General features: G+C 56.8%; 11 protein-coding genes and 1 pseudogene. 8 read left to right on the top strand and 4 right to left on the bottom strand.

Translation table 11 applies throughout. The features are described 5' to 3' along the window. Positions 1-71: 71 nt before the first annotated feature. Complete coding sequence (locus CLU90_RS28595) at positions 72-632, top strand: recombinase family protein (protein ID WP_100429676.1); 561 nt, start codon at positions 72-74, stop codon at positions 630-632. A 2-nt stretch (positions 633-634) separates the two neighbouring features. Beyond that, positions 635-3,604, top strand: a complete 2,970-nt coding sequence (locus CLU90_RS28600) for a Tn3 family transposase (RefSeq protein WP_100429677.1) — start codon at positions 635-637, stop codon at positions 3,602-3,604. A 32-nt stretch (positions 3,605-3,636) separates the two neighbouring features. On the opposite strand, the gene CLU90_RS28605 is transcribed toward CLU90_RS28600, so the two are convergent. The 4 genes and pseudogenes from CLU90_RS28605 to CLU90_RS28620 all read right to left on the bottom strand — a co-directional run bounded on the left by CLU90_RS28605 (position 3,637) and on the right by CLU90_RS28620 (position 7,504). Next, a complete protein-coding gene (locus tag CLU90_RS28605; RefSeq protein WP_232731424.1) occupies positions 3,637-4,149 on the bottom strand; it encodes a cupredoxin domain-containing protein in 513 nt (170 codons plus the stop codon). 32 nt (positions 4,150-4,181) lie between these two features. After that, positions 4,182-4,928: a copper resistance D family protein gene (locus CLU90_RS30250; RefSeq protein WP_442906761.1), complete on the bottom strand. Its 747-nt coding sequence runs from the start codon at positions 4,926-4,928 to the stop codon at positions 4,182-4,184. A 120-nt stretch (positions 4,929-5,048) separates the two neighbouring features. Further along, positions 5,049-5,276: pseudogene (locus tag CLU90_RS30255) on the bottom strand (efflux RND transporter permease subunit); the annotation flags it as partial. A gap of 275 nt (positions 5,277-5,551) precedes the next feature. Then, on the bottom strand, positions 5,552-7,504 hold the full coding sequence (locus CLU90_RS28620) for an FTR1 family protein (RefSeq protein WP_100429680.1): 1,953 nt from the start codon (positions 7,502-7,504) through the stop codon (positions 5,552-5,554). A 92-nt stretch (positions 7,505-7,596) separates the two neighbouring features. Here CLU90_RS28620 and CLU90_RS29580 point away from each other — a divergent pair, with 92 nt between their 5' ends. From CLU90_RS29580 to CLU90_RS29585, 6 genes are all read left to right on the top strand, one after another. Then, positions 7,597-7,956, top strand: coding sequence for a hypothetical protein (locus tag CLU90_RS29580; RefSeq protein ID WP_157808924.1), 360 nt, complete (start codon positions 7,597-7,599; stop codon positions 7,954-7,956). A 91-nt stretch (positions 7,957-8,047) separates the two neighbouring features. Further along, positions 8,048-9,367, top strand: a complete 1,320-nt coding sequence (locus CLU90_RS28625) for a TolC family protein (protein WP_100429681.1) — start codon at positions 8,048-8,050, stop codon at positions 9,365-9,367. Between the two features lie 47 nt (positions 9,368-9,414). Next, positions 9,415-10,629 (top strand): efflux RND transporter periplasmic adaptor subunit, encoded by a 1,215-nt coding sequence (locus CLU90_RS28630; protein WP_100429682.1) that lies wholly within the window; start codon positions 9,415-9,417, stop codon positions 10,627-10,629. A gap of 9 nt (positions 10,630-10,638) precedes the next feature. Further along, the gene (locus CLU90_RS28635) at positions 10,639-13,731 is read left to right on the top strand and encodes an efflux RND transporter permease subunit (RefSeq protein WP_100429683.1); all 3,093 of its coding nucleotides are present in this window, start codon (positions 10,639-10,641) and stop codon (positions 13,729-13,731) included. Between the two features lie 49 nt (positions 13,732-13,780). Further along, the gene (locus tag CLU90_RS28640) at positions 13,781-14,110 is read left to right on the top strand and encodes a P-II family nitrogen regulator (protein WP_100429684.1); all 330 of its coding nucleotides are present in this window, start codon (positions 13,781-13,783) and stop codon (positions 14,108-14,110) included. 37 nt (positions 14,111-14,147) lie between these two features. Then, the gene (locus tag CLU90_RS29585) at positions 14,148-14,558 is read left to right on the top strand and encodes a hypothetical protein (RefSeq protein WP_157808925.1); all 411 of its coding nucleotides are present in this window, start codon (positions 14,148-14,150) and stop codon (positions 14,556-14,558) included. Positions 14,559-14,671 lie beyond the last annotated feature (113 nt).

Consider the following 14,671-nt stretch of genomic DNA (forward strand, 5'->3'; position numbering starts at 1 on the left):
AAATTTCTATTTCTTGACATCTTCCGTGCAGGGTCATAGAGTTTTCCTGACACATTTTGTTTGGAGGCACTTTGCACGGTCAACGCATCGGCTATATCCGGGTCAGCAGTTTCGACCAAAACCCGGAGCGCCAACTTGAACAGGTCCAAGTGGACAAGCAGTTCACCGACAAGGCATCCGGCAAGGATACCCAGCGGCCGGAACTCGACGCGCTGATGTCCTTCGTCCGCGAGGGCGACACGGTGGTGGTGCACAGCATGGATCGCCTGGCGCGCAATCTGGACGACTTGCGCAGCCTGGTGCAAAAACTGACCAGGCGCGGCATTCGCATCGAATTCGTCAAGGAGTGTCTGACGTTCACCGGCGAGGACTCGCCAATGGCGAACCTGATGTTGTCGGTAATGGGCGCGTTCGCCGAATTCGAGAGAGCGCTGATCCGCGAACGGCAACGAGAAGGCATCGCGCTGGCCAAGCAGCGCGGGGCCTACCGGGGGCGCAAGAAGGCGCTGTCACCCGAGCAAGAGGTCAATTTGCGGCGCCGGGTTGATGCGGGTGAAAAGAAGGCAACGCTTGCTCGCGAGTTCGGCATCAGCCGCGAGACTCTGTACCAGTACCTGAAAACGGATGATTGAGCATGCCACGTCGCAGTGTATTGACACCTGCCGAGCGCACCGGCTTGCTTGCTTTTCCCGTCACTGACGATGAATTCGTCCGGCACTACACTTTTTCCGAGTCCGACCTGGCGGCGATCCGCCAGCGTCGTGGCAAGCACAATCGCCTCGGCTTTGCGGTGCAACTGTGTTATCTGCGCTATCCTGGTTTTGCCTTGCCAACCGATGAGGAGCCACCTGCGCCGCTGCTGTTGACGGTTGGGCGCCAATTGCGCATTGAGCCGGAGATTTGGCCTCAGTATGCGCAACGGCCGGAGACTCGGCGCGAGCATCTGGCCGAATTGCAGGCGTGGCTAAACCTGTCCCCCTTCACTGGCGCCGACTTTCGGCGTCTCATTCACCAACTCGCTGAGCTGGCTCAGCAAACCGACCGTGGCGTCGTGATCGCCGAAGCGTTGATAGAGACGTTGAGGCAGCAGCGCATCATCATGCCGGCGCTCGATGTCATCGAGCGGGTGTGCAGCGAAGCACTCACGCGCGGCACGCGCCAGGTGTATGAGGCGATGACATCGCCGCTGGCCGAGCGCCACCTTCGTTCTTTGGACGACTTGTTAACGGTGCGTGAGGGCACCAAGGGCAGCGTGCTGATATGGCTGCGCCAGCCTCCCGGCTCTCCCAGGCCCAAGCACATGCTGGCCCATCTGGATCGCCTGAAAGCCGTTCGAGAACTCTTGCTACCGGACGATCTGGAGCATGCCGTTCATCAAAACCGTCTGTTGAAGCTTGCCCGCGAAGGCGCACAAATGACGGCTCAGCATCTGCGCGACCTGGAGCCAATCCGTCGTTACGCCACCCTGGTGGCGGTCATACTCGATATGCGCGCGACGCTGATCGACGAAATCATCGACCTGCATGACCGATTCATGGCATCGTTGTTCAGCAAGGCCAAACGCAAGCACTCCGACCGATTCCAGCAATCCGGCAAGACAATCAACGACAAGGTGCGGCTGTACTGGCGTATCGGGCGTGCCCTCGTCGATGCAAAGCAATCCGGGAACGATCCCTTCGTCGCCATCGAGGCAATCATTCCGTGGGATGCATTCGCCGAGAGCGTCACCGAGGCGGAGGCGCTGGCCCAGCCGGAGAATTTCGATTTTCTGTCCTTGATCGGCGATGGATTTAGCCAGATGCGGCGCTACACGCCGATCTTCCTGGAAGCGCTGAAGATGAAGGCGGCGCCGACGGCGCGCGATCTGCTGGCGGCGATTGAGGTGTTGAAGGAAATGAATGAGCGGCAGTCGCGCAAGGTGCCCGACGACGCGCCCACCTCGTTTGTTCGCAAGCGCTGGGAGACGTTGGTGGGTACACCGGAAGGTCTGGACCGGCGCTTTTACGAGCTGTGCGTATTGTCGGAATTGAAAAATTCTCTGCGGTCGGGCGACATCTGGGTGCAAGGGTCGCGCCAGTTCAAGGATTTCGATGAATACCTCTTGCCGGCGCCTAAATTTACGTTGCAGCGCGATCAAAAGGAACTCGGGATCGCTGTCGAAACCGATTGCGATCTTTTTTTGAAGGCCAGGCTGGCCATGCTGGAATCCGAAGTGGCAACCGTGGAGCGCCTGGCCACCGCCAATGAATTGCCGGACGCCGTTGTCACCGATGCCGGCCGTCTTAAAATTACGCCATTGAATAACGCCGTACCTGACGAAGCCGATGTCTTGATACAGCAGGCAAACGGCTTGTTGCCGCATCTGAAAATCACGGAACTGTTACTGGAGGTCGATGGCTGGACCGACTTCACACGTCACTTCACGCACCTCAAAAGTGGCGACACGGCCGAAGATCGGCGCCTGTTGCTGACCACCATTCTGGCCGACGCCATCAACCTTGGTCTGACCAAAATGGCGGAATCCTGCCCCGGAACCACCTATGCCAAGCTGACGTGGCTGCAGGCCTGGCACATCCGGGACGAAACCTACTCGGCGGGGCTGGCCGAACTGGTCAACGCGCAACTCCACCAGCCCTTCGCTGCACATTGGGGCGATGGCACCACGTCGTCCTCGGACGGCCAGAACTTCAAGGCCGGTGGCCGGGGCCAGTTCGCCGGACAGGTGAACCTGAAATACGGTCAGGTACCTGGCGTGCAATTCTATACACACATCAACGACCAGTATGCCCCGTTCTATCCCAATGTCATCAATGCCACGGTGCGCGACTCGACCTATGTTCTGGACGGGCTGCTGTATCACGAATCCGACTTGCGGATTGAAGAACACTATACCGACACGGCCGGCTTCACCGACCATGTGTTCGGCCTCATGCACTTGCTGGGGTTTCGTTTCGCCCCGCGCATTCGCGACCTGGCAGACAAGCGCCTGTACATTCACGGCGATACAAAACAATATCCGACGCTCGCCGAGATGATTGGCGGCAACATCAATGTGAAGTATATCCGTGCGCATTGGGACGAAATCCTGCGGCTCGCCGCGTCGATCAAGCAGGGCACGGTAACGGCCTCGCTGATGCTGCGCAAGCTTGGCAGCTACCCGCGTCAAAACGGTCTGGCTGTGGCGCTGCGTGAACTGGGCCGCATCGAGCGCACGCTGTTTACGCTCGACTGGATGCAGAACGTCGAACTGCGCCGCCGTGTGCAGATCGGATTGAACAAGGGCGAGGCCAAGAACGCGTTGGCCCGCGCCGTGTTCCTGAACCGGTTGGGCGAAATGCGCGACCGGAGCTTTGAAAATCAGCGCTACCGCGCGAGCGGTCTCAACCTGGTGGTGGCGGCGATCGTGCTGTGGAATACGGTCTACCTGGAGCGGGCGGTGCAGGCGCTGAGAGATTCAGGGAAGAAGGTGGACGACACGCTACTGACTCACCTGTCGCCGCTGGGCTGGGAGCACATCAATCTGATCGGCGATTACATCTGGCGCCAGAGCAAGGAGGTCGAGCAGGGAAAATTTCGGCCGTTATGGGCACCCGGAAAGTCTTAGCGTACGATTTTTTCCGTTTCGTGAGCTGACCCCTATTTGGCAGAAACCACTACCTGCCCCTTCATGCCCGCCTCAAAGTGACCGGGTTGTAAGCACGCAAATTCCACTTTGCCGGCTTTGTCGAACTGCCAGACAATGGTTCCCGATTTTCCAGGCGTCAGGGTCACCTGATTGGGTTCCGCATGCTCCATCTCCGGAAACTTTGCCATTTGTTGGGCATGTTCTTTCAACTCGCTCTCTGAGCCAATGACCATCTCATGCTTGATCTTGCCGGAATTGTTGACGACAAAGCGAATGGTCTCGCCCCGTTTCACGGCAATAGACGCTGGGTTAAAGCGCATGGCGTCGTTCATATCGACAGTGACGGTACGCGTCGCTTTTTTCGGGTCACCCGCCTTGCCCACAAGAGATGCGCTCTGCTCATTTGCGCCATGTTGGTGGCCACTGTGTGCTGCTGGGCTGCTATCCGGTACCGCAGCAATGCTGAAAGTGCTCAAACTGGCCAGTAACATTGCTGAAATTGCATTTAAGGTCATCTTTTTCATATCGTACTCCCTTGTAGAAAACCGTCGCGACACTACATCGCGGTAGGTGGTTGTTGAGTGGTAAGAATTGCCGCCGCAAACAGTGCACCGAGCAGTAGCAAGGTCTCTACTTGTAAAACGACTCTCACCAGAGTGACGCCGCGGGAGGAGCGGGAGGCGGCTGGCAGTCCAAGAAATTTGTTGTAGCCGCCCAAGGCGATGGCAACGAGGACCAATGCAACTTTGACCAGCAAGGTAATGCCGTAGTTGGTATGAATAAGATGCTCTGAGCTCCCCACTCGGTGCCATGTGCTGTAAATTCCAGTAGCAACAATGGCAACTACTGCAAGCATTGCTGCCTGGGACATCAGTTCGAGGTATTGATCAGTGGACCCCGTATCAAATTTCCTTATCCGCGACTCATGTAGAACAAACCAGCCGGAAACCATCACTGCACCAGTCCATAGGCCGATGGCAAAAAAATGGATCGCTTCAACCGCTAGCGGAATGGTCCAGAAGCCTTCCTCGCCCGCATGCCCCATGGACGCCCGTGTTGCAGAAAAAATAGCCAAAAGCAGAACGACAGCAATATCGCTGCTGCGGCCAACTCCGCCTACTAATCGAACAAAAAAGAGAACAAGCATCGCCACAACAATGGCGCAGCCTGCATGTCCGTAGTCGGTTGTCGACACCATCATCCAGAACATCGGGCACGCTTCGCGTTGGCCTACACCTCCCATGACCGCCGTCGCGCTCAATAGTGCCGATGCACTACCAACCATGCTGATTGCCGCTGCCATCAAGTCAAGTTTGCGCAGCGCTGGTTCGAAATGATCATGATCGACACCGCTAGAACGTATCCAGTAGCGTGCAAACCATGATCCGACGAGCCAGGCAAAGCCGAGGTTCAGCAGCAAAGCTGCCGCACCAGTGCGCAGCTCACGTCCCACTTCAACTTCAGCGACGTCGCGGATGCGGACCGGCACGCCCTGTACTGTGTTGAGAATGACATTGCGCATATCGTCGAGCGACTTGACCTGGCCCGGCGCGCGTATCAGGAATTGCTCGTCGCGTTTTTCGATGTATCCGGCGCCGACGTTATTGTTGTTGCTGTCGAGCGCGGTGACGATGTCCTGGAAAGTCAGACCACCAGCGCGCATCACGCTGGTGCTGACTTCCGCGACATCAAGTGCCAAGGCGGCTGGCGCCACGATGGCACGGGGCAAGGTTACATCGAGGAGGCCGGTCGGTTCGAGGATCACGCGGCCGGAAGCCTGCTATGTGCGAGGGCGAAACGAAACTGATTCGCATAAACGTCGAGACCCCGCCAATTACAGTAACTTCGCGCCAACTCCCAATCGACGAACGGAAATCCAGTCGGTCATCTCCCTTGGACGAGATTACGGCAATTATCTTGACCGAGTCAACGTTCCATCATGGCCTCAGCCGCTTTTGCACTTGATTTCCGTTGTGACTGGATATTGTAGACAACGCTGGCCACAATAATCATCAGGGTCAGCACTTGCGCCAGGATGGTTTGCATCGACGGATAGACACCCAGGACATCAATCCGAGGCATGGTGATTGGCGTTATTTCCAGATAGCCAATCTTTTGCAGTGCGGCGACACCTTTACCCATGAGCACAATTGCCAGCACTGCAACCAGAGCCGAGCTGAACGCGAAAAACTGGCTGATCGGCAAACGCGCCGAAGAGCGCAATAAAATCACACCGATGGCAGCGAGGATTGCCGTGCCGGTCGCAAGGCCGGCGAGCAAGTACCCACCGTTCTCCGGTGTCCATAGCGCCGCGTAAAACAGGACGGTTTCAAAGACCTCACGATAGACCGTGACGAACGCTAATAAGAACAGCATCATGGCCGATTTTTTGTTCAGCGCCGACGACAGCTTTTGTTTGACGTAGGACTGCCAGCGCCCCGCCAGACTCTTTTGATGCATCCAGATGCCAACGCCGAGTAGAACGACGGCGGCAAAGATGGCCGAAAACCCCTCTGTCATCTCGCGGCTAGCACCGCTCAGGTCGACTAGGTACGTGGCGACCGCCCATGTTAGTCCGCCTGCCGCCAGCGCCGCCATCCAGCCGGCATGCACATAGGGCAGAACGTCGGTGCGTTCAGCCTTCTTCAGAAAAGCTATCATCGCGACTACAACCAACAATGCTTCAAGCCCTTCGCGTAGCAGGATCGTCAACGCGCCCACAAACGTTGACAGCGGATCATTGGATGAATCGAGCGCTGATTGCGCTTCGGTCAGCAGCACCTGTAAACGCTGTTCGATGGAATGCGCCTGCTGGACATTCCCAGAAGTGACCGCATTGCGATATGAGCCCATGGTCTTTTCGATATTCTCAAACAAGCCCTTGTTCTTGGCGGCCAGCGCCGGCTCGACTGGTTCGAATCCGTCGAGATAGGCAGATAATGCAAGCTGCGACGCAGCCGACTTGTCTCCGCTATCCAATGCGGCAATGCTATCCCGTAACTTGTTTTTGGCAATCGGAAGACTGTCCGCGCCCGATGCATTGAGGGCGTCCGGCGTGCTTCTCAAATAGGCGACCAACGGCAGCGCCGCGTCCCCTACAGCGGTCTTGGCAAGCGCCGCCTCGGAGGTCAGGCTCAATTTGGCGAGCGTGGGCACGGCCGCGTGCAGATCGGCACGTGAGGACCATAGCTTTGCGCCCGCCTGGCGTTCACTCCCGGAGTACGACAGCGTAGACGCAAAATAGGCGACAGCCCAACGTTCATCCTCGGACAGTTGCGCAAAGCTTGGCATTGAGGTACCCACGACGCCCTGTGTGATGATTTGTTGCAGGGCGAATACGCTACGCTCTTGAGCGCGACTGTGGTCCGACAGTGCAATGGGTGGCGGATTCAATGTGGCGGCCAGTGGGCCATCAGCATGGCCCGACACTCCGTGACAAGATGCGCACTGGCTTTGGTAGAGCGCCGCACCACGCTGCAGATCCGGCAATTTGGCGGGAGCAACCGGAACAGGATAGGTCGCGAGCAAGGCGGCAGCTAACGCGTGCGCCTGGTCACCGACCGCCGCCGCAGGCGCTTTTTCAGCTACGGACGCACGCAGCGTGGCCGCGCCCTTTAGCAACCTTGGCAGGGCCTGGCTGGTCGGCATTTCTGTCAGTTGCCGTTCCGCAGCGTGAGCAAACTCCTGCATCTCGGTGTATTCCAGTTGGTTGACCACCGCGCCGTCCTTGACGGATTTACGATAATCGACAGCGATATAGTCGAGCAACTGCCAGACCTGCTTCGTTTTGTTCTGTGTGGTCAGGTCATCGGCATGAACCGGCAGCATCGATGACGCGAGACAGATCAGGGTAATCGAAAAAAAGCGGAGAGTGAGCATACAATTTCTTCTTAAAGAATCGAAAGGTTAATGCGAATAATTCGCATTGTAATCTTCTTTTGCTAGCCGTAGGCTTATGTGTATAATCTGGAATGATGAAACGTGCGCTCCTGATCCTGCTAATGATGTTGTTGCCGCTCCACATGGCATGGGCAGCGGTAGCAGGCATACGCGAATTGGCCGACACGAGTCTTTCGCAGGCTGCGGCTGAAAACGCAGGGCAGCGCTCGACCGTTGATAAGTCCACTCAGAAAATTGCCAACAAGTATCAACGTAGTTGCTGCCCGGGTTGCCACATGTTTTGTAATCTTGTCGCCGCTACGCCATCGTATTCCTTCAACTCATCAATTCCGCTAGAACAAGACTTTGTGGCCGTTTTATCCGATGCCACGGCATACCAATCGCACATTCCCGATGGGCCAATACGGCCTAAATGGCCTGCCGCCAGCTGAGCTGGCGGGGGCGTTCTATTCTAAGCGCACACTTTAGTAGTGCGCTGTTGCGACCTCTCGCCGAATATTCCTCGTTTTGTTGGAGAATTCGATGCAAGTCGTTATGCTGCCGCTCTTTGCGGCATTACTAGCCATTCCCGTTGCTGCCCATGCCAGCGAACGGGTGATACAAATCTCAGTTGATCAAGCTGTCGTTACTGCCCGGACCTCCGGAACCTCGCTCTCGCTCGAACAGGCGTTTCTGCGTGCTGAACAACAGAACCCAGACCTGCGCCGTGCCCTAGCACAGCGGGCGGCGGTCGAAGGCGAAGCAGCGGACGCGCGCGGCCTGCTACATAACAATCCAGAACTGTCATTGGAACGCACGCGGCGCACTGTGCCCCAAGCTGGCTTGACATCCGACATTCAACGCGAGTGGATGGTGGGCATCGCCCAAACTGTCGAAATCGCGGGCCAACAAGGTTATCGGCGCCAAGCGGCGCGACAGGAACTCGATGCGCTCGATGCATCGATTGACGAGGCGCGCCTCCGATTGCGCGGTGAAGTAGAACGCCGATTCGTCCAAGTGCTGTCGTTGCAAGAGCGCGCGGCAACGGAACAGAGCTCACTGAAAACCATTGAAGATACCGCACTGGCGATCAAGAAACGCGTGACGGCCGGCGAGGATAGCCGTCTCGACGGCAACTTGGCACAAGTCGAAGCGGTTCGTGCCAGAAATCAAATAGGCTCATTGCAAGAACAGCTGATTCAAGCCCGTGCAGAATTGGGTACGGTTCTCCAGATGCCACCCGGCCAGCTTCCCGAAGCGATAGGTTCGCTGGATGTTCCGACGCCCGTATACACACTGGAAAAATTGCTGGAACAAAGCGCAAACCGTCCGCTGCTGCGAGCACTCGGTCATCGCGAGCAGGCGGCGATACATCGCCTCTCTCTTGAGCGCGCGGCGCGCAACCCGGACGTGACAGTGGGAATTGCGACCGCCCGCGAAGGCGCCAGCGATGCCCGCGAACGGCTCACCCGATTGACGCTATCACTGCCGTTGCCACTATTTCGAAACAACGCCGGCGGGATCGGACGTGCAAGCACCGAACTGACGCAGGCACAGATCGAACGGCAAAGCGCTATCCGCGACACAGAGAGCGACATCAACGCGCTGTGGCAAAAACTACAGAGCCAGACCGTGCGAACGAACGCTTTGCGTCAGTCCGCTCTTTCCGCTCTTGAAGAGAACCAGCGCTTGTCGCTCAAGAGTCTCCAGGCAGGCGAGATCGGATTGATGCAACTCCTTCTCGTAATCCGCCAGGTACTCGATGGCCGGCGCGACCTGATCGATGCCGAAACCGAACTGCGGATGACACGTATTGCCCTGCTGCAGGCAGCCGGTTGGCTCGACACCGGGGCACCACGATGAGTCCAGAGATCCAGCCCAACCCCAAATATTCTTACGGAAAAATATCCATGACTTCACTCCAATGGCGTTGCGCTTACGCGCTCCTCCTGATAGCGGCCCTCGCCGGTTGCGGCAAAGGGCAATCCTCGACACCGACCGCCGCTAAACAAGAACAGCATGCTGGACAGCGGGCCGACTCGGCGAGCGACAAAGGGAAAGCGGCAGAAAGCGCCGAACATGAAAAGGGAAAGCTGCTGCTTTCCGCTGAAGAGATTCAAGCTGCGGGCATCACTGTCGCCCCGTTACAGGAAAAAGAGGTCAGTGAGCAAATCGAAGTGACGGCATCGATCGGTGCCAATCAAGACAAGTTCGCGCACGTCGCGCCGAGGGTAGCAGGTCGACTGGTCAAAGTATTAGGCAATCTGGGGGACAAGGTGCGGCCGGGGCAAACGCTGGCGTTGATCGACAGCATTGAAGTGGGAGAAGCGCAGTCTGCATTCATCCAGGCGGTCAGCGAACATGCTTTGGCAAAGGCTGGTGCGGAACGTGCAGACAAGCTGTTTGCCGATCAAATCATCCCGCAAAAGGATTATTTGCGTGCCAAGGGCGACTTCGAAAAATCCAGGGCAGTGTTGCGCGCCGCGCAAGCCAGGCGTCAGACCTTGGGAATCGCTGGCCACCAAGCATCCGCAGGCGATGCCTCCGTGTTTGCCGTCTCCGCGCCGTTTTCCGGCACGGTGGTGGAAAAAAAGGCGGTGCTCGGCGAACTTGCGCAACCGGATAAGGTGCTCTATGCCATAGCTGACCTCTCCAGTGTCTGGATCGATGTCAACCTGTACGAGAAGGATATCGCGAGAGTCAAGACCGGCGCAGCGGCCCTCATTACCTTGACCGCTTACCCTGGCGAGAGCTTTACAGGAAAAGTCTCCTATATCAGCAGCCTGATGGACAAGGAGACGCACACGATCAAAGCCAGAGTAGAAGTTCCCAATCCGGACGGGAAGCTGAAATTGGACATGTTCGCTACGGCGGCGATCATGGCGGGAGGCGGAAGCAAGAGGCTGCTGCTTCCCGAACAGGCCGTCGTGCTGATTCAAGGACAACCCACCGCATTTGTGCGCGAGGACGATGGTTTCGAGGCGCGCGCGGTCGACCTAGGTGAAAAATTGCGTGGGAACGTGGTGTTGAAGTCGGGTATCAAGCCAGGCGAGAAAGTGGTGACCTCCGGTGCCTATGCATTGAAGGCCAAGATGCTCAAGTCGCAAATCGGCGACGCGGACTAAGGGACCACTATGTTAAATACCATTGTTGATGTATCGCTGCGCTACAAGGTGCTGGTCATTGTCGCGTTCGTGATCGTTATTATTTTGGGGGTAAAGACTTGGCGCGATTTGCCGGTTGATGCCTTCCCCGACGTCACCCCGGTTCAAGTCAATATCTACACGGAATCGCCAGGACTGGCTGCCGAAGATGTCGAGAAACTGCTGACGACGCCGATCGAAACGAGCATGGCTGGACTCGCCGGTGTGGAGGCGATTAGGTCAGTCTCGCTGTTTGGGTTGTCGTATGTGAGCGTCAATTTCAAGGATGACGTCGATACCTATTTCGCGCGGCGACTGGTCAGCGAAAAATTGCTGGAAGCGAAACAGCGGATACCTGAAGGGTATGGCGAGCCAACACTCGGCGCTAATAGTTCAGGACTGGGACAGGTCTTCTGGTATACCGTCGAATCGGCCGATCAACGCATGTCGACAATGGACTTGCGCACGCTGCAAGACTGGAATGTGCGCCTCAAACTGCGCACGGCGGCCGGCGTAGACGACGTGACCTCCTGGGGCGGCGATGAAAAGCAGTATCAGGTACTAATCAATCCGAACCAGTTAATCAAATACGGCATCAGCCTCAAAGCCGTCATGGAAACGCTAACGGCCAATAACCGCCAGGTCGGCGGGCAGTATTTGAACATCGGACAAGAGCAGTATCTGGTGCGCGGCCTGGGCCTGGTCGCCAGTGCGAAAGACATTGGCAGTGTAGTACTGGCGACCCGCAACGGCACGCCGGTTTATGTGCGGGATATCGCCGAGGTCAAGGAAGGCCCCTCCCTGCGCTCAGGTGCGGTAACAAAGGATGGCAAAGAAGTCGTGCTTGGCACCGCGCTGCAGCGCATCGGCGAAAATGCCAAGGTTGTCGTTGAAGGCGTAAAGGAGAAACTCAAGGTCGTTCAACAAGGGCTGCCCAAAGGCGTGTCGATTAAGGCCATTTATGACCGTACCGAACTGGTTGACAAAGCAGTCGCCACGGCGGAACGTGCATTGATTGAAGGGTCAATTCTGGTGGCACTCATCCTGTTCCTGTTTCTGGGTGAAATCCGGTCCGCCCTGGTCGTTATCGTCACCTTGCCGTTGGCCATGCTAATCAGCTTCATCCTGATGAAGCAATGGGGTCTCTCAGCCAACTTGATGTCGCTTGCCGGCTTGGCGGTGGGGATCGGCATGATGGTCGACGGCGCGGTCGTGCTGGTCGAAAATGGATTTCGCTTGCTGTCCCATCAAGGCGGGAAGTCCGTCAACAAGACCCACATCATCCTTGAGGCGGCGCGCGAAGTGATGAACCCCGTTGCGTTTGCCATCCTGATCATCATTGTCGTCTTCCTGCCCTTGTTCTCCCTGACGGGATTAGAGGGCAAGATGTTCAAGCCGATGGCATTGGCCATCACCTTTGCCATGATCGGTTCATTGGTCCTGACGCTGACGCTGGTACCCGTATTGTCGGCGCTAATTCTGAAACCCAAGCAAGAAAAGGATACCTTCGTCGTTCGGCATGCAAAACGACTCTACCTGCCAATGCTAGATTGGGCACTGGAACGAAAAAAGCTCGTCATCAGTGTAGCGGTCGTGGCGCTGCTCGCGTCCTTTGCATTGATCCCCTTTCTGGGCAAAGAATTCATGCCTTCCCTACAGGAGGGCACGATCATGTTCAGGGTAAGCAGCATCCCATCAACTTCGCTCGACGAATCGATCCGCATCTCCCAGCAACTGGAAAAGACACTAATGACGTTCCCCCAAACTGACTCGGCCATTGCCATGATCGGTCGGGCCGAAAAGGGCGATACGGCAGACGTGAACTACATGGAGCTGCTGGTGAACCTGAAACCGCAGGCCACGTGGCCCGAGAAGATCAGCGTGCCGGCGTTGGCAAAATCGATGCAGGAAAAGCTCGAAAAGACCGCGCCTTCATCGGTGATTTCAGCGACCCAGCCAATCCAGATGCGCGTAGAAGAGCTCATTTCAGGTGTACGCGCGACGCTTGCATTGAAGCTGTATGGCGAGGACCTGAACGCGCTGGACCGGCTATCCGGCCAGCTCAAGGGCGTACTTGACAAAGTTCCTGGCGTAGCGGATCTGTCGCTTGAAGCAAACAAGGGCAAGCCGCAATTGGTCATCAATGTGAACCGGGATGCCGCAGCGCGCTATGGGATCAATGCCAATGACATCCTCGATGTGGTCCAGGCCGGTATCGGCGGCAAGGCCGTGTCGACGGTGATCGACGGCACCAGACGCTTCGACATCCAAGTATGGCTAGCGCCAGAATTTCGTAACAGCGTCCAAAGCATCAGCGCCATCCCGATCCGTACCGAGAGCGGCGCCCTGTTACCCCTGTCGGATGTGGCGACAATCGAACTCGATGAAGGCTATTCATTCGTCCGCCGGGAACAGCTGCAGCGCTATGCGGTCATCCAGATGGACGTCAAGGGCCGGGACGTGGATAGTTTCGTGAAAGAAGCCAGCGCAAAAATCGCTCAGCAGGTCAAGCTTCCAGAGGGCTACGTAATCGAGTGGGGTGGTGCCTTCGAAAATCAGCAACGCGCGATGACCAAACTGGCCATCATCGTTCCCTTGACCATCGGCCTGATCTTTATTTTGCTCTACACGGCATTCAATTCACTCACGTATGCCACGCTCATCATCGCCAACGTGCCATTCGCGACTATTGGCGGTGTAGTGGGCCTGTTCATCACGGGACAATACCTGTCCGTGCCCTCGGCGATCGGATTCATCGCGGTCTTTGGCGTTGCCATGCTCAATGGCATTGTCCTGGTCACTTTCCTGAACGACCAGCGCGAACAAGGCATGTCGATTCGCGACGCGGTGCGGCAAGGAGCGGCATTGCGTTTGCGTCCGGTCCTGATGACTGCATCGATCGCGATTTTTGGCCTGGTGCCTATGCTGTTGTCGAGCGGAGTCGGGGCCGAGACGCAGCGCCCGCTGGCCACCGTTGTAGTTGGCGGTCTATTCACTTCGACGGCGCTGACCCTCTTACTACTGCCGCTGCTCTATGAGTGGGTGGAGAATCGCAAGCAACGTAAAGCTTTATCAGCGACTTAATCGACCATTTTCCGCCCGCACCGGGCGGCATTTTTTAGAGGAGCATGACATGAAACAGATCAACGCTTTCGTACATCCTCATCGCATCACCGCGGTGACGGAGGCATTGCGTGACTCCGGAATGTGCGACATCACTTCGGGGGTCGGTTGCTATCACCTGACAGTTTCGACAGTGCAAAGACTGTACACCAGTGCGGACCCGCACCAGCAGCACTATTCCGTCGAACTTGCCGAGCCGGTAGTGGCGGAAATGAAGTTGGAGCTCATTTGTGACGACAACTTGGCTGAGCCGCTGCAACAGCTCATTGTTCGGGCTGCGCGGCCGAGCACAGGATGGGTCTTTATCAGCGACATTCAAAGCGCCACTAAAGTTGCCTAGCGACGAGGCGATCTGACCACCATAGAACTGGACAACGATGAAAACTCATATATTTGCATTGGCAGCATTGGCATCGACGGCTGCGTCTCTGGCTCTGACAGGATGTGCGACAGATCCGAGATTGGGACCCGACGGTCGAGCCGGCTATGTTAGCGAAATCTACACCGCTGAGAAATTGCGGGTGTCCCCGCCGCGTTGTCTCACTTCATTGACATCAGCGCAGATCGCTGCCGGAACTTACGTAGGAATCAAGGTTCCCCATGGCCGCCACAGCGAATATCTCAGCGCGCATGTGCCGGCATCGATCAAGCCTGAGCTTCACGACAAGGTCGAAATATCCCCGCAATACTGCAAGGATGGGAATGTGCCAGAAGTAATACAGATTCTGTCGGTTAGCATTCAGCCTGATACCGCTCCCAAAACCCATCTGCTTCGGGACAGAAAGTGAGCCACGCCGCCAAGCTGGCCGCCTTCGATAGCATGCGCCGAGCGGCGTAAACAGAGATCGCACGGAGAATAATGCAATTCCGGTGTTCTTTCTTAAACAGTCATCAGCGTTAC

The sequence above is a fragment of the Janthinobacterium sp. 67 genome, from assembly GCF_002797895.1.
Classification (GTDB): Bacteria; Pseudomonadota; Gammaproteobacteria; order Burkholderiales; family Burkholderiaceae_D; genus Janthinobacterium.

What these genes read in the sequence shown, in the direction of transcription:
- CLU90_RS28635 (WP_100429683.1), top strand. Translation starts at nt 10,639, where the DNA reads ATGTTAAATACCATTGTTGATGTATCGCTGCGCTACAAGGTGCTGGTC.
- CLU90_RS29580 (WP_157808924.1), top strand. Translation starts at nt 7,597, where the DNA reads ATGATGAAACGTGCGCTCCTGATCCTGCTAATGATGTTGTTGCCGCTC.
- CLU90_RS28625 (WP_100429681.1), top strand. Translation starts at nt 8,048, where the DNA reads ATGCAAGTCGTTATGCTGCCGCTCTTTGCGGCATTACTAGCCATTCCC.
- CLU90_RS28620 (WP_100429680.1), bottom strand. Translation starts at nt 7,504, where the DNA reads ATGCTCACTCTCCGCTTTTTTTCGATTACCCTGATCTGTCTCGCGTCA.
- CLU90_RS28600 (WP_100429677.1), top strand. Translation starts at nt 635, where the DNA reads ATGCCACGTCGCAGTGTATTGACACCTGCCGAGCGCACCGGCTTGCTT.
- CLU90_RS30250 (WP_442906761.1), bottom strand. Translation starts at nt 4,928, where the DNA reads ATGGCAGCGGCAATCAGCATGGTTGGTAGTGCATCGGCACTATTGAGC.
- CLU90_RS28605 (WP_232731424.1), bottom strand. Translation starts at nt 4,149, where the DNA reads ATGAAAAAGATGACCTTAAATGCAATTTCAGCAATGTTACTGGCCAGT.
- CLU90_RS29585 (WP_157808925.1), top strand. Translation starts at nt 14,148, where the DNA reads ATGAAAACTCATATATTTGCATTGGCAGCATTGGCATCGACGGCTGCG.
- CLU90_RS28640 (WP_100429684.1), top strand. Translation starts at nt 13,781, where the DNA reads ATGAAACAGATCAACGCTTTCGTACATCCTCATCGCATCACCGCGGTG.
- CLU90_RS28630 (WP_100429682.1), top strand. Translation starts at nt 9,415, where the DNA reads ATGACTTCACTCCAATGGCGTTGCGCTTACGCGCTCCTCCTGATAGCG.